The following is a 23,918-nucleotide window of genomic DNA, read 5'->3' on the forward strand; positions in this document are numbered from 1 at the left end:
ATTTGTACTTTTTCAGTGCCTTTCATTTGATTAGCAATGGCTTCACTCGTATCAAGCTTTCCAAAACAGGCAACATTGCTTTCTGATTTTCTCTCTCTTCGTTTAATGTGTAACCGTGCTATAAGATATAATAACTATGATACAATAAAGGGAAGAATGAACGTTTAGAGAGGGGCAATGAGTGTGAGTAAACTCGTATTAATTGATGGAAATAGTATTGCATATCGTGCTTTTTTTGCGTTGCCATTGTTAAATAACCAAAAAGGAGTTTATACAAACGCGGTATATGGCTTTGCAATGATGTTAATGAAAATTATTGAAGAAGAACAACCGACTCATATGCTTGTAGCATTCGATGCAGGGAAAACAACATTTCGCCATAAGACATATAAGGAGTATAAAGGAGGAAGACAGAAAACCCCTCCAGAATTATCAGAGCAATTCCCTCTCGTAAGGGAGCTACTTGATGCTTATAAGATTTCGCGATATGAGGCGGAGCAATATGAGGCTGACGATATTATCGGAACGTTAGCCAAACAAGCTGGAGAAAAAAAGTGGGAAGTGAAAGTATATAGCGGAGATAAAGATTTATTACAATTAGTAGATGATAACGTGACAGTCGTATTAACGAAAAAAGGAATTACGAATGTTGAAGCATATGACCTAGGGATGATCGAAGAAAAGTATGGTATTAAACCTGAACAAATTATTGACATGAAAGGATTAATGGGAGATAGTTCTGATAATATACCAGGCGTTCCTGGAATCGGTGAGAAGACAGCCCTTAAGCTGTTGAAGCAATATGGAACGGTGGAAAATGTTCTTCATTCAATTGATGAGATTTCTGGCAAGAAAATGAAGGAACGCTTAGAGGAAAACCGTGAACAAGCGTTAATGAGTAAAGAATTAGCAACCATTTTCTTAGAGGTTCCTATTGAAGAAGCTTTAGATCAATATGAATTTGGCAAGTTTGATACGAATGAAGTTGTCCATTTACTAAAGGAATTAGAATTTACTTCTTTGTTAGAGAAGCTAGATGTCGAAGTCGAACAGGGTGAAGTAGAGGAGTTAGACTATGATATTGTTCGTGAAGTGAAGAAAACCGATCTTGGGGTAGAATCAGCTGTTTTAGTAGAAGTATTAGATGAGCACTATCATCAAGCTGAAATAAATGGAGTTGCCATCGTAAACAAAAACAAGCGATTGTTTATTAAGGCTGAAGATGCGTTGGCATCAGAGGAATTTCTTGAGTGGTTAGAGGATGATCGTTGTAAGAAGTGGGTGTTTGATGCGAAGAAGAGTGTCGTTGCTCTAGCATGGAAGGGAGCTGTTATGAATGGTGTGGACTTTGATGTCCAAATGGCTTCTTATTTACTAGACCCTTCGCTATCCTCTCATGACATTCATGATGTGGCGAGTCGAAAAGGGATGACAATTGTTCAGGCGGATGAGGTTGTATATGGAAAAAGAGCAAAACAAAAGCTACCGGAAGACACAGAGCTTGCAACACATATTGTCCGAAAGGCTGAGGCTGTCTATCGTTTGAAATCAGAGCTTGAAGAAGAACTTGTCACGAATGAACAGGACAAGCTCTATCGCGAACTTGAAATGCCACTTTCAATCGTTTTAGGTCATATGGAGAAGCACGGTGTGAAAGTTGATCAAGATATGCTGAATAAGATGGGCGAGGATTTAGAAAAGCGTTTAGCAGAGCTTGAGAAAACCATTCACTCCTTAGCTGGAGAGTCATTTAATATTAATTCTCCGAAGCAATTAGGAGAGATTTTATTTGTGAAGCTCGAATTACCTCCTGTAAAGAAGACGAAAACAGGTTATTCAACCTCAGCAGATGTTCTTGAAAAATTGGCTGTCGAACATGAAATTGCCGAGTATATTGTTCATTATCGTCAGTTAGGAAAATTGAAATCAACCTATATTGAAGGATTATCGAAGGTTATTAAAAAGGATACGAGTAAAATTCATACGAGGTATAATCAAGCGTTAACGCAAACCGGGCGTTTAAGCTCCACTGATCCTAATTTGCAAAATATACCAATTCGCTTAGAAGAAGGAAGAAAAATTCGTAAAGCCTTCGTACCAGCGACAAATGGCTGGAAAATGGTTGCAGCGGACTATTCACAAATTGAATTACGTGTTCTGGCACATATTGCTGGTGACGAAAAACTAATCGAGGCATTTAATCAAAATATGGATATTCATACGAAAACAGCAATGGATGTTTTTCATGTTAAAGAAGAAGATGTTACATCACAAATGCGAAGAAGTGCCAAAGCCGTCAATTTCGGAATTGTATATGGAATAAGTGATTATGGACTATCGCAAAACTTGAATATTACCCGAAAAGAAGCTGCGGAATTTATTGAACGCTATTTCAACAGTTACCCGAACGTAAAGGAATATATGGACCAGACGGTTGCAGATGCCCGTGAAAAAGGATTCGTATCGACATTACTCCAGCGAAGACGATATTTACCAGACTTAACAAGTCGAAATTTCAATAAGAGAAGCTTTGCTGAACGTACGGCGATGAATACACCTATTCAAGGGACTGCCGCCGACATTATCAAAAAAGCTATGGTGCAGATGGCAAAGGAAATGGAAAAGCGTCAAGTGAAAAGTCGAATGCTATTACAAGTTCATGATGAATTAATATTTGAGGTACCGGAAGACGAGCTTGATTCGATGATGGAGCTAGTTCCTGAAGTAATGGAGCAAGCTGTATCACTTGATGTACCTTTGAAAGTGGATATTTCATATGGCGATACGTGGTACGATGCAAAGTAAGGAGAGAAGAGAATGCCAGAATTACCAGAAGTCGAAACGGTTCGACGCACGCTAAAACAACTTGTGCTAAACAAAACAATCTCACATGTAACCGTTCATTGGGGGAATATTATTAAGAAGCCTGCTGATCCTGAGCGATTTAGCCAAGCATTAATCGGACAGACCGTTCGAGACATTCACCGTCGCGGTAAATTTCTTATATTTCAATTAGACGAGTTAAGCTTGGTCTCTCATTTAAGAATGGAAGGGCGTTATGGGCTATTTGAGCAATGTGATCAGCTTCAACCACATACGCATGTTTTGTTTACATTTACAGATGGAACGGAGCTGCGGTATCAAGATGTGCGCAAATTTGGGACGATGCATATTTTTCAAAAGGGTAAGGAAGAGGAGGAGCTTCCTCTGTCTCAATTAGGTGTTGAACCGTTTTCGAATGAATTTACAATTAAGTTAATGAAGTCTGTATTCGAACGAACGAACCGATCGGTGAAAGCTGTATTATTGGATCAAAAGCTTGTCGTTGGACTTGGAAATATTTATGTTGACGAAGCACTGTTCCGTGCCAAGCTTTTACCGACTCGCTTAGCATCATCGATTCAAGAGCAAGAGCTACAAGTGTTACATAAGGCGATCGTTGAAACGCTGAAGGAAGCTGTTGAATTAGGTGGGAGTTCGATTAAGTCCTATGTCAATGGACAAGGTGAGATGGGCATGTTCCAGCAACAGCTTGCCGTGTATGGTCGAAAAGATGAGCCTGCGTCACGTGTGGGACAGTCATTTCAAAAAAGGTTGTTGCCGGTAGAGGTACGCATTACTGTGTAAACTGTCAAAAATAATCGTACATTGGATGAGTCCTTTCCATATACTATCGTAACGTTGTATGGAAGGGGCATGTAATATGATAGGTGTACTTTCATTATTAACCATTGCTTTTGCGGTAAGTCTCGACAGTTTTGGTGTCGGTTTAACATATGGCCTTCGTAATATGAAATTGCCTTGGCGGTCATTATTATTCATAGCAGGCTGCTCGGCGACGTCTATTCTTATAGCGATGTTGTTTGGAAGTTGGCTCCTCTCATATTTACCAACAGCTGTCGCTGAAGCAATAGGAGGTGTCATTCTCCTTTTTATTGGAGGATGGGCGATTTATCAAGCGTATAAACCAGCAGAAACAAAAGAAAAAACAAAAGAAGAAGAATGGGTCTTTAAGTTTGAAATTAAAATGTTAGGAATTGTTATTCAAATATTACGAAAGCCAATGGTTGCTGATATTGATAATTCTGGGACGATTACAGGAAGAGAAGCGATGCTGTTAGGAATTGCTTTGTCGCTTGATGCTTTTGGCGCGGGAATTGGAGCGTCATTAATTGGATTTTCACCTGTTTGGATGGCGATTAGTGTAGCAGTCATGAGTGCACTCTTTGTTACGCTAGGAATGAAGAGTGGACGGTTCTTTTCTGGCTCATTACTTATTAAGCGATTTGCCTTTATTCCAGGTGCGCTTTTAATGATGATAGGTGTATTTAGCTTTACGTAAAAGGAGTTACGTCATGTTTATTGGGTTAACAGGTGGAATTGCTAGTGGGAAGTCGACCGTCAGTAAGATGATGCAAGGTTTGGGTCTTCCAATTATAGATGCTGACTTGATTGCACGTGAAGTCGTTGAGCCAAATTCGGTTGGATTGCGCTTAATTGTTGAAAGGTTCGGCGAGGTTGTTCTAGCTGAGAATGGTACGTTAAATCGTGCTCAGCTTGGTCAGATCATTTTTGCTAATCCAACGAAGAGAATACAGCTTAATGATCTCATTCATCCACTTATTCGAGAGCGGATGAATGAAAGAAAAGAACAGCTACTAGCAGCGGGAAGATCGACGATTGTATATGATATCCCATTATTATATGAAAGTGAGCTATTTCACTTAGTAGATAACGTATTGCTCGTATATGTTGATCAAGAAACTCAGCTAAAGCGATTAATGAAACGAAATCAGCTAAGTGAACGAGAAGCGTTGGAAAGAATTCAATCACAAATGTCTCTTGAACAAAAAAAAGAACGGGCAGATGCGATTATTGATAATACACGTACATTAGCTGAGACCCATCATCAGCTTATTTCCATTTTACAAAATTGGCATGTTCTCTTTGAATGAAAGAAGGTAACAGGTTTGTAAAGGGCACTGACAAAGTAAAAATCACACTTTTTTAGTGCCCTCATTCGAAGGTGGATTGAGATCATCATTATCGTAAAAAATATAGTTGCAATCATAAACTAAACAAAGTATACTGATTTTCGTGAACTTCAATTACAGCAAATTAGGAGTGATTTTTTGCATACTGGGTTAGGACCTCTTTGGACTAACTTTCCCCCGTGTAACTAAGCATTCCTACATGCTTGAGAAGGCATGATCTTTTTTGTAAAGGGGGATTCAACTGATGGACACAATGGGTCGTCATGTCATTGCGGAGCTCTGGGGCTGCGATGAAGATAAGTTGAATAATATGAGTTATATTGAGCAAGTTTTTGTAGATGCTGCATTAAAGGCCGGAGCTGAGGTTCGTGAGGTTGCCTTTCATAAGTTTGCGCCTCATGGTGTAAGTGGGGTTGTGATTATTTCTGAGTCACATTTAACAATCCATAGCTTTCCTGAACATGGTTATGCAAGTATTGATGTATATACGTGTGGAGATCTTGATCCGACTGTTGCATCTGATTTCATTGCTGATTGCTTGCAAGCATCAACAAGTGAAGTGATTGAGGTTCCAAGAGGAATGGGCCCTGTTAAAATTGAAAAATCAATGATTAAATCACTATAAGTGAAAGGGCTATGAGCGTCTCTGTTATCATACTGGGATTCTTATAGCCCTTTTGAAATATTTAAGAAGCTACAGCCCTGTTAATCACTTTTTCTCTCAACGAAAACGGTTGATCGCATATTTGAAGCCAGCTTACGTTTTCGTTACATATTCATAAAAGATAACGGAACAAAAGAGGATACGCGATTTTCTTACAGTTTGAATCGTTTCTATGGTATGATAGAAGTAATAGAATAGGTGGAAAGGTGAAGATGAGATGGGAGCATTAAGTAGTATAAAACGATTTTTTAGTATTCGAACAGAAACGACGGAAGGTAACGAACTGAAGGAACTACAAACTAGGTATTATAAGACGACAAAAGATAAAGCGATGCAAACGATTGAGAACGTTTTAATACAGTCGGGGTGGGAAATTGCAAGATCTGAAGTAGAACGTGGAGAAATTGTGGCTAACATGAAAAAGGGAAAGCGGAAAATGTTGGTGCTTACAATCATTACGGTTAAACCATTTAAGACAGCAGTAGATTTATCGTGTTCAACCGATACCGTTTTGCCGACCGATTTTGGTCATAGCCGTAAAGTGGTCGTTGATGTTTATAATAAGATTGATCGAGAGCTTACTTACATAGGTTCGAGCTTAGGGAATGAACTATTGTAATGACTTGTCAGGCGCTATTGATATGAGATATGATAGGATCAATGTTATGATAGTAGTGGAGATGATTTCATGATATGCCCAGCCTGTCAATACAATGGAACACGAGTTTTAGATTCACGCCCAAGTCATGAAGGGCGCTCGATTAGACGTAGACGAGAATGTGAGAAATGCCATCATCGATTCACAACATTTGAAATGGTTGAAGAGGTGCCATTAATTGTCGTGAAGAAGGATGGGACTCGTCAAGAGTTTAATCGCGAAAAGCTGTTAAGAGGTTTAATTAGAGCTTGTGAGAAGCGTCCTGTTGCATTAGAGACTCTCGAAGATATTGTCAATAGTGCCGAACGTGAACTGCGTAACTTAGGGAAGAGCGAAGTTCACAGTCAAGATGTAGGGGAGCTTATAATGGAACGTCTAGCAGATGTCGATGATGTAGCCTATGTCCGCTTTGCATCTGTCTATCGACAATTTAAAGATATTAATGTATTTATCAAGGAATTGACAGAATTAATGAATAAGAGTGATTGAGTAGGAGCTTAAAGCAATTCATGCTGCAAGCTCTTTTTACTCTTTCAAGAGATAAAATCGAGTTAACTGAAGATGGGAGAAAGGGAGGTTTGAGAATGACATGGCATTGGAAGAAGCTTGTACCAGTCGATCGATACTCTGTACGTATTGAACAATACATTACAGAGGAAGACAAACAGACGATAACATTATTGTACCAACCACTTATAGGTGCCATTGCCAATAGTTTATATGTGACGTTACTCTCTCATTTAGAGAAAGAACAATACTGGAGTAAGGAATATACTCATCGTCAACTGATGATTGTTCTTGGAACCTCTCTTGAAATCATTTATGAGGAGAGAAAGAAGTTAGAAGCAGTTGGATTATTAAAGACACATAAAGCGACAGACGATAATGGTGGTACATACATTTATGACATACAGCCACCTATGACACCTAAACTTTTTTTTGAAAATGATGTATTAAGTGTATACTTATTTAATCGACTAGGTAAAACACATTATCGTCAGCTAAGAGATCGTTTTGTTATTGAAACGTTAAATTCACAGCAATTTCAAGATGTGACCTACGCTTTTGACGAAGTGTTTACGTCGATTCATCACTCTGAGATGGTCTCTAGTTTGAAGTCAGAGGATAGTAATGAGCTCAAAAAGAAGGAAGGTCAAGAGGTCATTACGAAGAAAGATCATAATGACTTTAAAATGAATGGTGAGGATTTTGATTTTGAGCTATTAGAAAAAAGCTTAACGTCAACGATTAATGCAGATCAAATATTAACGGTTGATGTCAGGCAAGCGATTGTTCGACTTGCCTTTGTCTATCGCATTGAACCGTTAGAAATGAGTAGCATTTTATTACAAGCATTATTACATGATGACTATGTAGATATAGAAGAACTACGAAAAAAAGCTCAAGAATGGTATAAGGTAGAGCATGGTACGGAGCCGCCGGGTTTGGCATTAAGAACACAGCCAATGAATAAGCGAACAATGAATAAGCGCCAAGCACTAACTGAGGAAGAGCGTACGATCCAATTTTACGAAAATACATCACCACTCTCATTGCTTGAAATCCGTTCAGGTGGAGCAAAGGTACCATTAGCTGATGTGAAAATAATTGAATCATTAATGCTCGATCATAAGTTAAATCCGGGTGTTGTCAACGTCTTGCTAGATTTTATATTATGGAGTCAGGATATGAAGCTTTCGAAGGCGCTAGTTGATAAAATAGGTGGGCACTGGTCAAGAAAAAAGGTTCAAACCGTAAAAGAAGCGATGATGATTGCTTTAAAAGAGCAAGAAAAAACGAAAAAGCAATCTAATAGTCATTCAACAACTACAAAACGTGCAAATGGCCAAAGAAAAACGAATAGCCGTCGAGATCAATTGCCTAAATGGTTGTTGGAAGAGCAAGAAAACCAGAAAAATGATGCGAATGAACAATCATTGAAACCGAGAGCAGAACGGGAACAAAAGCAAGAGAAGAGCTTTGCTGAATTGTTAGCAGAGCGTAATAAACGAAAGGAATAGGGGGGGAAACCGATGGAATCGATTCAAAAATCCCTTAAACAATGGACTGAGAATAAGCAGCTTCAAGATCGATTAAAAGAGGCTAGAAATACATTAGTAAAAGATTCGATTGTTCGTCAAGCTCTAGAGGCGCAGGAAGCTACTATTACAGAAGATATGATTGAACGAGCACTCGTGAATTTATATGAATACAAAAAGGAACGTACTCATTGCGGAGAATGTCCAGGGCTATCAGCCTGTCCCAATATGATGAAGGGCTATCAGCCTAAGCTAACAGTCGTTCGTCAATCAATTGAGCTGTCCTATCATCCATGTGAGAAGAAGATGGCAGCAGAACAAGATCGTAAGCAACGTGAGATGATTAAGTCGTTTTATGTTCCAAAAGAAATTCTTTCAGCGACTTTCGATACGTTAGAGCATGAACCAAGTCGTGAAGAAGCAAGTCGTTTAGCACTATCTTTTTCACTAGAGGCTAATCCTGGGGAAGATGGTCATGGCTTATATTTTTATGGTAAATTTGGTGTTGGTAAGACGTATTTAATGGGAGCTGTTGCTAACGAATTGAAGGATCGCGGCGTACCTTCATTTCTTGTCTATACACCTGATTTTTTTCGAGAGATGAAGCAATCGATTGGTGATGGAACGTTTCAAGAGAAAATAGATATTGTCAAAAGAGCTCCCGTATTAATTTTAGATGATATTGGTGCTGAAACAATTTCTGCTTGGGTACGAGATGATGTACTCGGTGTCATTTTGCAATATCGAATGCTTGAAAAGCTCCCTACCTTATTTACGTCTAATTATGACTATGAAGAATTAGAACGTCATTTATCCTATTCAGATAAGGGTGGAATTGAAGAACTGAAAGCAAAGAGGATTATGGAGCGAGTTAAGCATTTTACCTCATTTGTAAAGGTGGAAGGGACAAATCGACGCAAGCGCTTATAATGGAACTTATTCCCTTTGCGAGCTTCTTCTCTTTCCGTTCATGCTTAACTATGATACGATGAATTCATATATTGCTAGAGTACGGAGGTTACGTCATGAGCATAGATGCAATTTTAGAAAGAGCGGTCAATGGTGAACGTTTATCGATGGAGGATGCGGTTGCTTTATATGAAAGTGATGAAGTAGAAAAAATGGGGGAAGCAGCTAATCAGGTTATGTTAAAGTGGCATCCTGATCCCGTTGCAACATTTGTCATTGGTCGTAATGTGAATTATACGAATTTCTGTGATACGTATTGCCGTTTTTGTGCGTTTTATCGTGCGCCAGGGCATAAAGAAGGCTATGTATTAAATAATGAAGAGATTTTTAAGAAGATAGAGGAAACACTAGAGGTCGGCGGTACGGAGATTTTAATGCAAGGTGGAACAAACCCAGACTTGCCACTTAGCTATTATACGAATTTACTAAAGGAGATTAAGGAGCGTTACAACATATGGATGCATTCCTTTTCCCCTGCTGAGGTGTGGAAAATCGCTGAGGTTTCGAATATGTCTGTTGAAGATGTATTACGTGAATTGCATGAAGCTGGCTTAGACAGTATGCCTGGTGGAGGAGCTGAGATTCTAACAGAAGAGACTCGCTTACGTGTTAGTCGTTTGAAGGTTACTTGGGAACAATGGATTGAAGCGATGAAAGCGACGAAACGAGTCGGGATGCATGGAACAGCGACAATGGTTATAGGGTTTGGAGAATCATTTGAAGAAAGAGCTCTCCATTTACAACGTGTTCGTGATGCCCAAGATGAGACGGAATGCTTTACAGCTTTCATTTCATGGCTATTACAGCCAGAGAATACGGGAATGTATAAGACAAAGAAACTAACACCTAGAGATTATTTGAAAAATGTGGCGATATCGCGACTGTTTTTAGATAACATCGCTAATTTCCAATCATCGTGGGTCACGATGGGTCCAGAAATTGGAAAAATGTCGTTGCAGTATGGATGTAATGACTTCGGTAGCACGATGATGGAAGAAAATGTTGTATCTGCTGCAGGGGCGACACATAAAGTAAATACGAATTTAACGTTACAATTAATTCGTGAAGCTGGTAAAATTCCAGCCCAACGAGATACAGGATACAACATTTTAAAAGTGTATCATGAAGACGAGACCGCCGATAAGGATTTTGTGATGCAAAATTAGTGACTGAAGCAAAAAGAAGAGGCTGGGACATAACAAAAGTGTTTAGTTGAGAATCCGAACATTTACAGGACGTAGCGGAGAGTGTGCTCTACTCTGTATTTGTTTGGGTTCTCATTTTTTTTAATACTTATTGTTCCAGCCTCTTTTGTGTTATTTCTTATGTAGGCAAAATTTCAAGCGTCAAATGAAATTTTCTTATCATGTTCCTTCTTACTCCTTCATACGATGGGAGTAGAGCCTGTCTGAAAGCTATTGTAAGGGGGAATAAGTGTTGATTGCTATTCATTTTGAAGAAGAGGAAGATTGTAAAGCATTGTACGATCAATTTGAATATTATTTTCAAAAGTTCTCAATGATTGGATTAGGAGGTTCCATCATGATCGATGATACATGCTCCCTTCTCATTGAGTACAAGCAAAAAGACGTCGATTTCTATGAAGCGTTTCATCCATTTATTGTTTCGATATTAACAGATTATGTCATTGACTCTCAGGAGGAAGAGTGGTTGCTTGATATTATTGAAACGATGTTCTATTTCCAAGATGAAGAAGAGAAGCGACAAATTGTTAGTATTGCCAATGCGATTTTAGAAGGAGATCGAAAGGAACTGCCTAGAGTAAACGATTTAATGAATAGGCGCTCGCTCATTTATGAAGCTTTTGCTACTCATCTAGAGGAAGAAACGGATTTTTATTATGAGCCGTTTCTCACGTTTCGATTGAGAGAGTATGGAGAGTGTTTAATTGATTGTGTTGAATTAGCGATTGATGAATACATGCTTGAGCAAGAGTATCAGAATATGATAGAGGGCTTTCGACATTACGTACAGGATCATAAAGCGAAAATGGAAATCATTTATCTCATTCATAATGAATCCTTCACATTTTTGGATGAACAATTTCGCAAGCTGACTCGCGATGAATTAATGTTTTATTTGAATGATGATATCGTATTTGAACAAGAAGTTGAAATAGAAGAAATGGTCATTAGTCCACTTGTAAGTATGCTACCAAAGTCGGTTCATATCTTTTCTGATGACCCAGATCATGGCGTCATCATGTCGATTCAATCGATATTTCAAGAACGATTACACGTGTATCCTCTTAAAATGTATGAAAAAGAGTGGCGTTAATTTTGAAATAGACTTGATTTTCTCGTTTGTGCTCCCTATAATACTACATAATAGAAATTCTAGATCTAGATAAGGAAAAGTTACGATGAGGACATGAGATCTATACGAATGTTTACAGAGAGAGAAGTACTTGCTGAAAGCTTCTTACCAGGAGATAGATTCTTACCACCTCTGAACTACTTAGGGAAACACAAGATTTGTGGAGTATCAAATGTCGGCAACGCAACCGTTATTGCGCAGAGCCACTACGAAAAGCGTAGTGGGAAGTAAGGGTGGAACCACGAAACCACACTCGTCCCTTTTTTGGAGGGATGGGTGTTTTTTTATGCTAAAATCGTTGTCCTAAAAAAGGTGGGCGAAATGAGATTGAACGGTAAAGGAGTAGATTATTATGGGTCAAATAAAAATGACATTTCCAGACGGAGCTGTTAAGGAATTTGCTAGTGGTACGACGACAGAAGACATTGCGGCATCCATTAGTCCAGGTTTGAAAAAGAAAGCACTCGCTGGGAAAGTGAATGGCGAGTTACTTGATTTACGTACGCCTATTATAGAAGATGGTGAGTTCGCGATTATTACACCTGATTCGGATGACGCATTAGAAATCGTTCGACATAGTACGGCTCATGTGATGGCTCAAGCGATTAAGAGGTTATATAAAGACGTGAAGCTTGGAGTTGGACCTGTTATCGAGGGCGGATTTTATTATGATATTGATTCACCACAATCGTTAACACCAGAAGATTTACCTAAGATCGAGAAGGAAATGAAGAAAATTATATCAGAAAATTTAGAAGTGAAGCGGATTGAGGTGACTCGTGAAGAAGCGCTTCAACGTTATCAAGACATCGGTGATGAGTACAAGCTTGAATTAATTGAAGCAATTCCAGAAGGAGATATGCTGACGATTTATGAGCAAGGGGAATTCTTTGATCTATGTCGAGGCGTTCATATCCCTTCTACGAATAAAATTAAAGAATTTAAGCTGCTCAGTCTTGCAGGAGCGTATTGGCGTGGAGATAGTAACAATAAGATGCTTCAACGGATATATGGAACAGCTTTCTTCTCAAAGGAAGCGTTAAAGGAGCATTTACGCTTATTAGAAGAAGCGAAGGAACGTGACCATCGTAAGCTAGGTAAGGAGCTTGGTATCTTTGCCCTTTCACAAAAAGTGGGGCAAGGCTTACCACTTTGGTTACCTAAAGGAGCCACTGTCCGCCGAATTATTGAACGTTACATTGTTGATAAAGAGGAGCGTCTCGGTTATCAACATGTATATACACCGATTTTAGGTAGTTCAGAGCTCTATAAAACTTCTGGACATTGGGATCATTATCAGGATGATATGTTTCCAGTTATGGAGCGTGACAATGAAGAGTTTGTTCTTCGTCCGATGAATTGCCCACACCATATGATGGTCTACAAACAAGATATGAGAAGCTATCGTCAATTGCCTTTACGAATTGCTGAGCTTGGTATGATGCATCGTTATGAGATGTCAGGGGCAGTCTCTGGCTTACAGCGTGTTCGTGGAATGACGTTAAATGATGCTCATATCTTCTGTCGACCTGATCAAATAAAAGAGGAGTTTATCCGAGTTGTACATTTAATACGTGAAGTATATAAAGATTTTGGGTTAGAACATTATTCATTCCGACTATCTTATCGTGACCCAGATGATAAGGAAAAGTATTTTGATGATGATGCGATGTGGGAAAAGGCTCAATCGATGCTAAAAGAGGCGATGGATGAGCTTGGGGATGTGGATTATTATGAAGCAGAGGGAGAAGCAGCTTTCTACGGTCCAAAGCTCGATGTACAAGTACGTACAGCTCTTGGAAAAGATGAGACGCTATCGACTGTTCAATTAGACTTCCTACTACCAGAACGCTTCGATTTAACGTATGTCGGTGAGGATGGAAAGCAGCACCGACCAGTCGTTGTACACCGTGGAGTTGTTTCAACGATGGAGCGCTTTGTGGCCTTCTTGTTAGAAGAGTATAAAGGAGCCTTCCCAACCTGGTTAGCCCCTGTACAAGTACAAGTTATTCCGGTGTCGCTCGATGTGCATATGGATTATGCAAAGAGTGTTCAAGAGAAGCTACAAGCTTCAGGAATGCGTGTTGAAATTGATGAGCGCGATGAGAAGTTAGGCTATAAAATACGTGAAGCGCAAATGCAAAAGATCCCTTACATGCTCGTACTTGGTGATAAAGAAATGGAAGCTTCGGAAGTGAATGTACGTAAGTATGGTCAAAAGGAGTCAACATCAATTTCATTGGATGCTTTCATCAACGAATTGTCAAAAGAAGTGAAAAAATAAACGGTTGATTTTCTATGACTGAACATGTACACTAATATAGTCGTTTACTAAATGCATTGACACCTATACAATTGTGTGGTAAAGTATATCAGTGATCAATTGAATCATTACGAACTAGGCAAGAAGAAGCGCCCGCTTCTCACCTGATCGACAAACGGTTGGCAGGTATGAACGTTTCATGTTAGATGGACAAAGTGGGGGCGTAGTATGCCCTCGCTTTTTTATTTTGCATGAGAACATGGGTAGATGATCGTTGCTTTGGTTTGTCAAAATCCTTTGGAGGTGGCTCATTATTAGTAAGGACAATATGTTGGTCAATGAAGGGATTCGTGCGCGTGAGGTTCGTCTTATTGGAGCGAATGGTGATCAAATAGGTGTGAAGTCGAAGCAAGAAGCGCTTGAGATGGCGCAAAATGTTAATCTTGACCTTGTTTGTGTCGCGCCTAATGCGAAACCACCAGTGTGCCGAATCATGGATTACGGAAAGTTCCGTTATGAACAACAAAAGAAAGATAAGGAAACTCGTAAAAAGCAAAAGGTCATTAATGTGAAAGAGGTTCGCTTGAGCCCTACAATTGAAGATAATGACTTTAATACGAAGCTTCGTAACGCTCGTAAATTTCTTCAAAAGGGAGATAAGGTAAAAGCAGCAATTCGGTTCCGTGGTCGTGCGATTACCCATTCTCAAATTGGACGTAAAGTTTTAGAGCGTCTAGCAAAAGAATGTGAAGATATTGCTGTTATCGAGGCGATGCCTAAGATGGAAGGCAGAAGTATGTTTCTGATGTTAGCTCCTAAGACGGAAACGAAATAGGAGAGTAGAAACAAGATTAAAGGAGGACCTAAGTTATGCCAAAAATGAAAACTCACCGTGGCGCTGCTAAGCGTTTTAAGAAGACTGGATCTGGAAAGCTGAAGCGTTCACACGCATTTACAAGTCACTTATTCAAGAATAAATCACAAAAGCAAAAGCGTAAGCTTCGTAAAGCTGGAATGGTTCATTCTGGAGACTTCAAACGTATTCGTTCAATGTTAACGTACAAAAAATAACTGATCTGATTTGAGATAGAAAGAAGGAGGGAACGTCGATGCCAAGAGTAAAAGGCGGTTATGTCGCTCGTCGTCGTCGTAAGAAGGTTTTAAAGTTAGCTAAAGGATATTTCGGTTCAAAACATACATTATTTAAGTCAGCACAAGGTCAAGTCATGAAGTCATTGCTTTATGCATACCGTGACCGTCGTCAAAAGAAACGTGATTTCCGTAAGCTTTGGATCACTCGTATTAATGCAGCTGCACGTATGAATGGTCTTTCTTATAGCCGATTCATGCATGGTTTGAAGCTTGCTGAAATCAATGTGAACCGTAAGATCTTAGCCGATCTTGCAGTGAATGATGAACAAGCTTTTGCCCAACTTGCTGAAAAAGCAAAGCAGAGCTTGAATGGCTAATAAAAGCGAATGAATGAGCTTTTAAATGGTGTCTTGAAAGGTTGAAGTAAGAACCTTTTAAGATACCATTTTTATATGAATGTTATGGAAGAGTCGAGGAAGATGTAGGTGATAAGAAAAGATGCTAACGCGTTTTTCTTATTCAATAATTGAGCTAGGGGGATGGGCCGATGTTAGCTCTATTGCTATATATCACGTTTTGGACAGTTGTTTCGTATGCTGTGATGAAGGTAGATAAAAAACGTGCTCAAACAGGGGAAAGACGAATATCTGAGAAAACGTTATTTACACTTGCTTGGTTAGGTGGTAGTCTGGGAATCTGGCTTGGGATGAAGAGCTTTCGGCATAAGACAAAAAAGCGTCGTTTTGTCGTAGGGCTACCGTTTATTATAATCATTCAAATCATTGTTATCTTCATCATTTTCCTGTCCATTGAAGCATAGAATAGAGCGGAGGCGAGTAGGATGGAAGAATTTTTAGAAAGATCGCTACAAATGATAGAGCAATCAGGCTGGTTAGCACCGCTTTTTTTTATTCTTCTGCACGTGTTCCGCCAAGTGTTTTTCGTACCGGTTTTACTTGTGTGTTTATTAGGTGGATATTTATTTGGGACGTTTTATGGGTCGATTTATTCGATTGTCGGTTTAACGTTAGTCAGTATTTTATTCTATGGTGTGATTGGATTATTTCCGTCGTTTCGCCAAAGGTTAAGTCGATTGCAAGAGAAGGTATTGAAGGGAAAGCACCAGCTTAATTTAGCTCAGCTGATGGTCTTGAGAATTATGCCATTTGTGCATTTTCACATTATTTCATTTTATTTAATTAAGACGACATCATCGTTTAGGCAGTATACGGAAAGGTCTTTTCTAGCAAGTATGCCACCTGCCATCGTGTATACAGCATTTGGTGATATGATTCATGAATTACCTTTAGCTGGGACGATTGTGTTCGTCATATTTTTAGTATTGATTATGCTTGCATTACGTAAGAAAGAAACGACCATTTCATGGGATACGTTTTTTCAGAAGCGATAGCATGAGCACCTGAGGAGAAGCCTTTGGTGTTTTATCTTTTGACCTTTCCTAGTCTCACACATATGATGGGACCTTCTATGCTGTATGATTCCGCTCCTTTTCTTAGCAAGACGGAATCACAGCAAGTTATTTCAAAAATTCTTTTATCGGACTTTTCCATTCTAATTTGGCACTTGGATACCGTAAGTAAATGTCTTCAGCAATGAACTGAAAGTCTTCTTTCTTTAAACCTGCGAGCTTTTCTGGCTGCTTTACCCAAACATAGATGGTGATAATATCAAATGCATCATCTGTTGTGCCTAAATATTTCTCTCCTTCAAACATAACGCCTTTATATGTGATAAAGAAATTCTTCCTGACATCTTTTTCATCATCATAAAAGTAATATTGTTTTTTCTCATGTGCTTGTTCAAGCTTGCGACGGGGGTGAAATAAATATTTAATGGCGGTATAAGCTAAAATAATGAGAGCTGCAAGGATCAAGAAGCGAACTAAAAAAACCATAGAGACTCCTCCTTGTCTTCGATACAATTAGTGTACACTTTCCTACATATACGTATCAACTAGTTAGAGGTTTCATTTTATTTGAAAAAAACTGCTATAATAATGGAAGGAGGGAGAGAACAGATGAATATTCAAACTTTATTTGCCATTCAAAAGAAATTGAATGACCGAATTATGGCGGAGCATCAGCTAGTAGAGAGCGATTTATTCCAGGAGCAATTACTTGCCTTTCTTGTTGAAATAGGGGAGTTGGCTAATGAAACAAGATGCTTTAAATATTGGAGTCGAAAGGGTGCCTCTGAACAGAAGGTCATATTAGAAGAATATGTTGATGGCGTTCACTTTTTATTAACAATTGGACTCGCTCTAAGCTATACGGATGTTAAAGTGAATGATACAGCTTCTGCTAATCAAGGCATGTTAACAGAGCGATTTCTCACTGTGATGAAATTAACTCATCAGCTTGAGGCTATTAAGGATATTGATACATACAATGAGCTATTCGAGGCGTATATAGCATTAGGGATGGCGCTAGGCTTTACGATGGCTGAAATTGAGCAAGCTTACTTAGAAAAGAACAAAGTGAATCATCAAAGACAGGATGAAGGTTATTAAACGATTTGTAGTCTGAAAAAGGCTTCTGTATACTTAAAAGATAGCTGAAAAAGTCCTTTCTAGTAACTTAAAGAAAGGCCACTGAAAAAAGGAGGCTTACATAATGGATGTACGATTAAACATGTTAAAAGAATTAACGGATGCGAATGGAATACCCGGAAATGAGAAGGAAGTTCGCGAAGTTATGACAAAGCATATTGCTCCGTATGCGGATGAAGTAACAACGGATCGATTAGGAAGTCTTGTAGCGAAAAAAGTAGGTGATAAAAATGGCCCGAAAATTATGATTGCCGGTCACCTAGATGAAATTGGCTTTATGGTGACAAGTATTGATGATAAAGGCTTTCTCCGTTTCCAAACAGTCGGCGGATGGTGGGAGCAGGTTATGCTTGCCCAACGTGTGACGATTATGACGAACAAAGGTAATGTACCAGGTGTTGTTGGATCAAAGCCACCACATATTTTACCTCCTGAAGCTCGTAGGAAGCCAGTCGATAAGAAGGATATGTTTATTGATATTGGTGCATCAAGTAAGGAAGAAGCATTAGATTTTGGTGTTCGACCAGGAGATTCGGTCGTTCCTGTTTGTGACTTTACAGTGATGAAAAATGAAAAATACTTAATGGCGAAAGCATGGGATAATCGCATTGGATGTGCTATTGCAATTGATGTGTTACGAGAGCTCAAAGGCGTCAATCACCCTAATGTCGTCTATGGAGTTGGTACCGTTCAAGAAGAAGTCGGGTTACGAGGAGCGCGTACATCGGCACATTTGATTGAGCCTGATATTGCTTTTGGTGTTGATGTTGGAATTGCTGGAGATACCCCAGGTGTAACAGAAAAAGAAGCGTTAGCCAAAATGGGAGAAGGTCCACAAATCGTCTTATATGATGCTTCGATGATTTCCCATAAAGGCTTACGAGATTTTGTGACGGACATAGCCGATGAACGATCGATCCCGTATCAATTTGATGCAATGTCCGGGGGTGGAACCGATTCAGGAGCCATTCACTTAACAGCTAATGGCGTACCGGCCTTATCCATTACAGTTGCAACACGGTATATCCATTCCCATGCAGCTATTCTTCATCGTGATGATTACGAAAATGCGGTGAAGCTTATAGTCGAAGTGATTAAAAAGCTTGATCATGATACGGTAAAAGCGATTACGTTTGATTAGGGATTCATTTCTTATGAAGGGTGTCCGAAAAGGTATTTTTGGACACCCTTTTTAAAAATATTAAAAGAGAAGAAAGTATTCTTCTTTAATCGAAGAGGGTATAGGCGGATTTGTGGGTGAAGTCGATTTCGTACGTTACACAGTTGATTGAAGAACCTTACTTTTCAATTAACTATTGTAATAACCGCTACGAATGGAAGCCATTCCGCTAATACGCCAAAATAAGAGAAAAACAAAAGGCAAATGGTTAAATAGCGGAACGAGGCTCCATCACAGGGATTATTCTACTGGTGAGATATTTTATTGAAGACCTTGGCTGATTTGTTCACACATGGCGTCTTTTTGCTCTTCAGATGCTTGCTGCCAATATACTTCAAACATCACGCCAAGCCCTGGGAGCATCTTCTCTTCTCCGCGAGAAATCGCATCTGTAATAGTCGCCTCAACATCTTGTTCTGAACTTCCCTTAATATTGGACATAATAGCACTACGTAAATTAAATCCCATTGTTGATCACTCCTATATATTAGTCTTATTCATGCTGTTATTATGCGTCAACTCCTACTAGATTATCCGCAAAAAAATCGGTATGATAAATGAAACGGTTATTGGTTAAAGGAGAACAATATGAAACGGATTGATTCAGTCAAAAATGAACGAATAAAACAATGGAAGAAGCTCCATTCAAGGAAGGGTAGAGAAAAGGCCAATCAATTTCTCATTGAAGGCTTTCACTTAATCGAAGAGGCGTTAAAATCAAATGTCGTTGTTCAGCACATTCTTCTTGAAGAAGGAAGAGAGTGGCCGGCCGAGTGGAAAATGGATGATGCAGAACGAATTGAGGTGCATATAACCGTCTTAAAGGAATTATCTGATACGATGACACCACAAGGAGTTATCGCGATCTGTGAGCTACCGAATGATGGAGAAATCGATAATAGGAATGGTTGTTTTTTACTTGTTGATCGTATACAAGATCCAGGCAATTTAGGAACAATCATTCGTACTGCTGATGCAGCAGGAATGACCGGTGTGATTTTAGGTGAAGGCTGTGTTGATCCGTTTAATAGTAAGGTCTTACGCTCGTCACAAGGCTCGTTATTTCACCTTCCGATTTATCATGGACCACTGACAGAATGGGTGAGAGCCTTTAAGGAAGTGAAAGTCCCTATTCTCGGAACTGCTTTGCAAAACGCTAGCTCCTATACGGCAATTGAACCACTAGAATCCTTTGCTTTAATTGTCGGAAATGAAGGTGAAGGAGTCGACCAAGACCTACTGAAACAAACGAATCAAAATGTGTATATACCGATTTACGGAAAGGCAGAATCGTTAAATGTAGCGATTGCGACAGGGATTCTTTTATATCATTTAAGGCGATAAGCAGTTGCAACGAACGGGAACTTTCACTATAATGGTAAAACAAACAAATGTTTATAATGTAAATGCAAAGAAAGAGAGTAGTAGATCAAAACCCGCCAATTAGGGAGAAGGTGCCATAGACTGGAAGCACTTTTTTGGAATGGCTTGATTGAATTCACTCTGGAGCAGACACTCAAAAGGTGTTCCGGTTTAGTCCGTTAGTTCAATGAAGATGCTGTTGAGTTTCTTTTTATACAGCAATAAGGGTGGTACCGCGAACCTTCGTCCCTTGATTGGGATGAGGGTTTTTTGTGTTGATTTTACATTTGTAAACGAATAAGGAGGAAGTATGATGCGAGAACGTTTAGAGGCGTTGAAGACTGAAGCGTTAGAGAAAATTGAAGTAGCTTCGGATATGAAATCATTACAGGATGTTCGCGTTTCTTATTTAGGAAAGAAAGGCCCTATTACAGAAGTACTAAGAGGTATGGGGAAGTTATCAGCTGAAGAGCGACCAAAAGTCGGGCAATTGGCTAATGAAGTACGTGATGAAATAAAAGCTCATGTCGAAGCGAAAGAGGCAAAGCTTGAGCAAGAAGCGGTCGAAAAGCAACTGGCAGAAGAGTCAATCGATGTTACGTTACCTGGACGACCTACTCAAGTAGGGACGTCACACCCTTTAACGGATGTCGTGGAAGAGCTAGAAGATATTTTTACCGGATTAGGTTTCTCTGTTGCCGAAGGCCCAGAGGTAGAAGTTGATTATTATAATTTCGAAGCATTGAATTTACCGAAAGACCATCCAGCAAGGGATATGCAGGATTCATTCTATTTCACTGAGGAATTACTTCTTCGAACACATACGTCACCTGTTCAAGCTCGTACGATGGAACAGCATGAAGGAAAAGGACCTGTTAAAGTTATTTGTCCAGGGAAGGTATTCCGTCGTGATGATGATGACGCGACTCATTCACACCAATTTATGCAAATTGAGGGCCTATATGTCGATGAGAAGGTTCGCATGAGTGATTTAAAAGGTGTGCTAGAATCATTTGCGAAGTCATTCTTCGGTGAGGATCGTTCGATTCGCTTAAGACCAAGCTTCTTTCCGTTTACAGAGCCATCTGTCGAAGTTGATGTTTCATGCGGGATATGTAATGGTGAAGGTTGCCGAATATGTAAGCAGTCTGGATGGATTGAAGTATTAGGTTCTGGAATGGTTCATCCTCGAGTGCTAGAAATGAGTGGCTTTGATCCAGCAAAATATAGCGGATTTGCTTTTGGGATGGGTGTAGAGCGTTTAGCAATGTTGAAATATGATATCGATGATATACGTCACTTCTACACGAATGATGTTCGCTTTTTAAAACAATTTACACGAGCGTAAAGGAGGAAAAATCATGCTTGTTTCTTATAAATGGTTACAGGATTACGTCGATGTGTCAGATTTGTCTGCACGTGATATCGCCGAAAAAATGACACGCGGTGGAATAGAGATTGACTTCGTTCATAAGCTGAGCGAAGGTGTGAAAAATGTTGTTGTCGGGTATGTTAAAGAATGTTCACAGCATCCGAATGCTGATAAGTTGAACGTTTGTCTTGTTGATGTTGGCGATGAAGAGCCTGTACAAATTGTATGTGGTGCTCCGAATGTAGCAGCTGGTCAGCATGTAGCGGTAGCAAAAGTTGGTGCCGTCTTACCAGGCAATTTTAAAATAAAAAAAGCCAAGCTTCGCGGCGAGATTTCACAGGGGATGATATGTTCCTTGCAAGAATTAGGGATTGAAGGGAAGCTTGTTCAGAAGGAGTACCAAGAAGGGATATATGTGTTTCGTGATAAAGTAGAGGTAGGTAGCGATGCATTGGCCGCTCTTAATTTAGATGATGAAGTATTAGAGCTAGACTTAACTCCGAATCGTTCAGATTGTTTGAATATGCTTGGAGTGGCTTATGAGGTTGCCGCGTTGTATGGGAGAGAAGTAAAGCTCCCGCACGTGCAATTGAATACGAATGACGAGCAAGCTGCTGATTACATTTCTGTGCATGTTGACTCAATTAAGGATAACTCTTATTACGGCGCGATCATGATTAAAGATGTAAAGGTGGGGCCTTCACCATTGTGGCTTCAAAATCGATTGATGGCTGCAGGAATTCGTCCGATTAGTAATGTTGTCGATGTAACGAATTATGTGTTGCTTGAGTATGGTCAGCCGTTGCATGCCTTTGATTTTGATCGATTTGGTTCAAGTGAGGTCGTTGTTCGACGGGCCCAGGATGGGGAGAAAATCGTAACGCTAGACGATGAAGAACGGACGTTGACGAGTGACCACTTACTTATTACAAATGGGAAAGAGCCTGTGGCAATTGCAGGTGTGATGGGCGGAGCTAACTCTGAGGTTCATGAAGGAACAACAACGATTTTATTAGAGGCAGCTTACTTTAACCCTGTCACCGTGCGAAAGGGAGCACGAGATTTAGGCTTGCGTAGTGAAGCAAGTGCTCGCTTTGAAAAAGGAGTAGACCCGACTCGTGTCCTTGAAGCCGGAAAACGAGCGGCCGGTTTAATAGCAGAGCTTGCAGGTGGAACGATTGTTTCAGGAGTTGTAGAAGTAAATGAACTTCAAGCAGAGCCCGCTACGGTTAAGCTAGATCTCAATCGATTAAATGAACGTCTTGGTATGGAGCTGACGATTGAGACAGTAATTAGCTTTATGGAGCGTTTAGGGTTTACGCATGAGCAGGACGGTTCTGTTTTGTATGTGACGGCTCCAACGAGACGAGCAGATATTCAAATAGAAGAGGATCTGTTTGAAGAGGTTGCTCGCCTATATGGCTATGATCATATTCCGACCACATTACCTATTGGAACAACGACTCAAGGCGGATTGTCTCCTTATCAAAAGAAGCGTCGACGTGTTCGTAGAAATTTAGAGAAATCAGGGTTGTCGCAAGTGATTACTTATTCGTTAACAAGTCCAGAAAAAGCTCAAGGGTTTGCTGGTCAATCAAGTCATTTACGTGATGTACGTTTATCGATGCCAATGAGTGAAGATCGTAGTACGATGAGAACAAGCTTAATCCCTCATTTATTCGATGTTCTGAGCTATAATTTGAACCGAAAGAATACAGATGTTCATGTTTATGAAATTGGCTCAATCTTCTTAAGCGAGGAAGAAGCGTTAACAAAGCAGCCACGTGAGCATGAAATGGTTGCAGGCGCTTTAACAGGGGTTTGGCATGAACATGTTTGGCAAGGAGAGCGGAAGGCAGTTGATTTCTTTGTCGCAAAAGGAATTCTTGAGGGATTATTTCATGAACTTGGGCTTGAGCGCGAGATTACGTTTGAACAAGCGCAGTTGCCGGATCTTCATCCAGGTAGAACGGCTGTAGTGAAATTAAATGATGAGGAAGTAGGTTTCATCGGTCAAGTACACCCAACGAAGCAAAAGGAACTTGGTTTGAAGGAAACGTATGTATACCAGCTAAATCTAGAAGCGCTCCTGACATTTGAGACTGAAACGATTATTTATGAGGAATTACCACGATTTCCTGCTATTGTTCGTGATATTGCTCTAGTTGTCGATGAAGCTCGTTCAGCTGGAGAGCTTGAAGCCGTTATTATGCAAACTGGTGGACGGTTACTAAGGTCTGTAAAGCTCTTTGACTTATATGAAGGAGAGCATATGGAAACAGGCAAGAAATCGCTTGCCTTCTCATTAACATATTTAGATTTGGAACAAACATTAACGGATGAAGACGTCACAAACGTTCATGAACGTGTTTTGACAGCACTAGAAGAACAAGTGGGAGCAACGTTAAGAGCTTAGCCA

24 protein-coding genes, 1 pseudogene and 2 other annotated features are annotated in these 23,918 nt (G+C 39.8%); of the genes and pseudogenes, 23 read left to right on the top strand and 2 right to left on the bottom strand.

The window, feature by feature from the left end; genetic code table 11:
- The first annotated feature begins 177 nt into the window (after positions 1 to 177).
- From polA to JCM9152_RS06905, 18 genes and pseudogenes are all read left to right on the top strand, one after another.
- Positions 178 to 2,805: a DNA polymerase I gene (gene polA, locus JCM9152_RS06825; RefSeq protein ID WP_035342495.1), complete on the top strand. Its 2,628-nt coding sequence runs from the start codon at positions 178 to 180 to the stop codon at positions 2,803 to 2,805.
- A 12-nt stretch (positions 2,806 to 2,817) separates the two neighbouring features.
- Positions 2,818 to 3,641: pseudogene (mutM, locus tag JCM9152_RS06830) on the top strand (DNA-formamidopyrimidine glycosylase).
- A 62-nt stretch (positions 3,642 to 3,703) separates the two neighbouring features.
- Positions 3,704 to 4,342 (top strand): sporulation membrane protein YtaF, encoded by a 639-nt coding sequence (gene ytaF, locus JCM9152_RS06835; RefSeq protein WP_035342497.1) that lies wholly within the window; start codon positions 3,704 to 3,706, stop codon positions 4,340 to 4,342.
- Positions 4,343 to 4,355: 13 nt separating this feature from the next.
- A complete protein-coding gene (gene coaE, locus JCM9152_RS06840) occupies positions 4,356 to 4,955 on the top strand; it encodes a dephospho-CoA kinase (protein WP_035342500.1) in 600 nt (199 codons plus the stop codon).
- Between the two features lie 283 nt (positions 4,956 to 5,238).
- Positions 5,239 to 5,619, top strand: a complete 381-nt coding sequence (gene speD / locus JCM9152_RS06845) for an adenosylmethionine decarboxylase (protein WP_035342503.1) — start codon at positions 5,239 to 5,241, stop codon at positions 5,617 to 5,619.
- A 256-nt stretch (positions 5,620 to 5,875) separates the two neighbouring features.
- Entirely contained in the window at positions 5,876 to 6,277 is a 402-nt protein-coding gene (locus JCM9152_RS06850) for a hypothetical protein (RefSeq protein WP_035342506.1), read from the top strand.
- Between the two features lie 69 nt (positions 6,278 to 6,346).
- Positions 6,347 to 6,805, top strand: a complete 459-nt coding sequence (gene nrdR / locus JCM9152_RS06855; RefSeq protein ID WP_035342509.1) for a transcriptional regulator NrdR — start codon at positions 6,347 to 6,349, stop codon at positions 6,803 to 6,805.
- A gap of 95 nt (positions 6,806 to 6,900) precedes the next feature.
- Positions 6,901 to 8,337, top strand: a complete 1,437-nt coding sequence (locus JCM9152_RS06860; RefSeq protein ID WP_035342685.1) for a replication initiation and membrane attachment family protein — start codon at positions 6,901 to 6,903, stop codon at positions 8,335 to 8,337.
- Between the two features lie 12 nt (positions 8,338 to 8,349).
- Positions 8,350 to 9,285, top strand: a complete 936-nt coding sequence (dnaI, locus tag JCM9152_RS06865) for a primosomal protein DnaI (RefSeq protein ID WP_035342512.1) — start codon at positions 8,350 to 8,352, stop codon at positions 9,283 to 9,285.
- A 95-nt stretch (positions 9,286 to 9,380) separates the two neighbouring features.
- A complete protein-coding gene (gene mqnC, locus JCM9152_RS06870) occupies positions 9,381 to 10,490 on the top strand; it encodes a cyclic dehypoxanthinyl futalosine synthase (RefSeq protein WP_035342515.1) in 1,110 nt (369 codons plus the stop codon).
- Positions 10,491 to 10,761: 271 nt separating this feature from the next.
- Positions 10,762 to 11,622 carry a putative sporulation protein YtxC gene (ytxC, locus tag JCM9152_RS06875; RefSeq protein ID WP_035342687.1) on the top strand — a complete coding sequence of 287 codons (861 nt, stop codon included), beginning with the start codon at positions 10,762 to 10,764 and terminating at the stop codon, positions 11,620 to 11,622.
- A gap of 108 nt (positions 11,623 to 11,730) precedes the next feature.
- Positions 11,731 to 11,892, top strand: coding sequence for a hypothetical protein (locus JCM9152_RS22585; protein WP_156314983.1), 162 nt, complete (start codon positions 11,731 to 11,733; stop codon positions 11,890 to 11,892).
- Positions 11,893 to 12,013: 121 nt separating this feature from the next.
- Positions 12,014 to 13,945, top strand: coding sequence for a threonine--tRNA ligase (gene thrS, locus JCM9152_RS06880; protein ID WP_035342517.1), 1,932 nt, complete (start codon positions 12,014 to 12,016; stop codon positions 13,943 to 13,945).
- A 114-nt stretch (positions 13,946 to 14,059) separates the two neighbouring features.
- Positions 14,060 to 14,174, top strand: a sequence feature (ribosomal protein L20 leader region).
- A gap of 78 nt (positions 14,175 to 14,252) precedes the next feature.
- Positions 14,253 to 14,759, top strand: coding sequence for a translation initiation factor IF-3 (infC, locus tag JCM9152_RS06885; RefSeq protein WP_035342520.1), 507 nt, complete (start codon positions 14,253 to 14,255; stop codon positions 14,757 to 14,759).
- A gap of 35 nt (positions 14,760 to 14,794) precedes the next feature.
- On the top strand, positions 14,795 to 14,995 hold the full coding sequence (gene rpmI, locus JCM9152_RS06890; RefSeq protein ID WP_035342523.1) for a 50S ribosomal protein L35: 201 nt from the start codon (positions 14,795 to 14,797) through the stop codon (positions 14,993 to 14,995).
- A gap of 38 nt (positions 14,996 to 15,033) precedes the next feature.
- Entirely contained in the window at positions 15,034 to 15,393 is a 360-nt protein-coding gene (rplT, locus tag JCM9152_RS06895; RefSeq protein WP_035342526.1) for a 50S ribosomal protein L20, read from the top strand.
- 170 nt (positions 15,394 to 15,563) lie between these two features.
- Entirely contained in the window at positions 15,564 to 15,836 is a 273-nt protein-coding gene (locus JCM9152_RS06900) for a DUF1294 domain-containing protein (RefSeq protein ID WP_035342529.1), read from the top strand.
- A 21-nt stretch (positions 15,837 to 15,857) separates the two neighbouring features.
- Complete coding sequence (locus tag JCM9152_RS06905) at positions 15,858 to 16,427, top strand: TVP38/TMEM64 family protein (RefSeq protein WP_035342532.1); 570 nt, start codon at positions 15,858 to 15,860, stop codon at positions 16,425 to 16,427.
- A gap of 126 nt (positions 16,428 to 16,553) precedes the next feature.
- Here JCM9152_RS06905 and JCM9152_RS06910 read toward each other — a convergent pair whose 3' ends face one another.
- A complete protein-coding gene (locus tag JCM9152_RS06910) occupies positions 16,554 to 16,931 on the bottom strand; it encodes a hypothetical protein (protein ID WP_035342535.1) in 378 nt (125 codons plus the stop codon).
- Positions 16,932 to 17,054: 123 nt separating this feature from the next.
- Here JCM9152_RS06910 and JCM9152_RS06915 point away from each other — a divergent pair, with 123 nt between their 5' ends.
- Both JCM9152_RS06915 and JCM9152_RS06920 read left to right on the top strand, forming a co-directional pair.
- Entirely contained in the window at positions 17,055 to 17,546 is a 492-nt protein-coding gene (locus JCM9152_RS06915) for a dUTP diphosphatase (RefSeq protein ID WP_035342537.1), read from the top strand.
- Positions 17,547 to 17,649: 103 nt separating this feature from the next.
- Entirely contained in the window at positions 17,650 to 18,726 is a 1,077-nt protein-coding gene (locus JCM9152_RS06920) for a M42 family metallopeptidase (RefSeq protein ID WP_035342539.1), read from the top strand.
- A 300-nt stretch (positions 18,727 to 19,026) separates the two neighbouring features.
- Here the strand turns inward: JCM9152_RS06920 and sspI are convergent, their stop codons facing one another.
- A complete protein-coding gene (gene sspI / locus JCM9152_RS06925; protein WP_035342542.1) occupies positions 19,027 to 19,233 on the bottom strand; it encodes a small acid-soluble spore protein SspI in 207 nt (68 codons plus the stop codon).
- A 120-nt stretch (positions 19,234 to 19,353) separates the two neighbouring features.
- Between sspI and JCM9152_RS06930 the strand changes: the two genes are divergently transcribed.
- From JCM9152_RS06930 to pheT, 3 genes are all read left to right on the top strand, one after another.
- The gene (locus JCM9152_RS06930) at positions 19,354 to 20,109 is read left to right on the top strand and encodes a TrmH family RNA methyltransferase (protein WP_035342545.1); all 756 of its coding nucleotides are present in this window, start codon (positions 19,354 to 19,356) and stop codon (positions 20,107 to 20,109) included.
- A gap of 58 nt (positions 20,110 to 20,167) precedes the next feature.
- Positions 20,168 to 20,381: a binding site (T-box leader), on the top strand.
- A 59-nt stretch (positions 20,382 to 20,440) separates the two neighbouring features.
- On the top strand, positions 20,441 to 21,475 hold the full coding sequence (gene pheS / locus JCM9152_RS06935; RefSeq protein ID WP_035342548.1) for a phenylalanine--tRNA ligase subunit alpha: 1,035 nt from the start codon (positions 20,441 to 20,443) through the stop codon (positions 21,473 to 21,475).
- A 13-nt stretch (positions 21,476 to 21,488) separates the two neighbouring features.
- Positions 21,489 to 23,915, top strand: a complete 2,427-nt coding sequence (pheT, locus tag JCM9152_RS06940; protein WP_035342551.1) for a phenylalanine--tRNA ligase subunit beta — start codon at positions 21,489 to 21,491, stop codon at positions 23,913 to 23,915.
- Positions 23,916 to 23,918: the final 3 nt, after the last annotated feature.

Origin of the sequence: Halalkalibacter hemicellulosilyticusJCM 9152 (assembly GCF_000513115.1) — a bacterium.
GTDB lineage: Bacteria > Bacillota > Bacilli > Bacillales > Bacillaceae_D > Halalkalibacter > Halalkalibacter hemicellulosilyticus.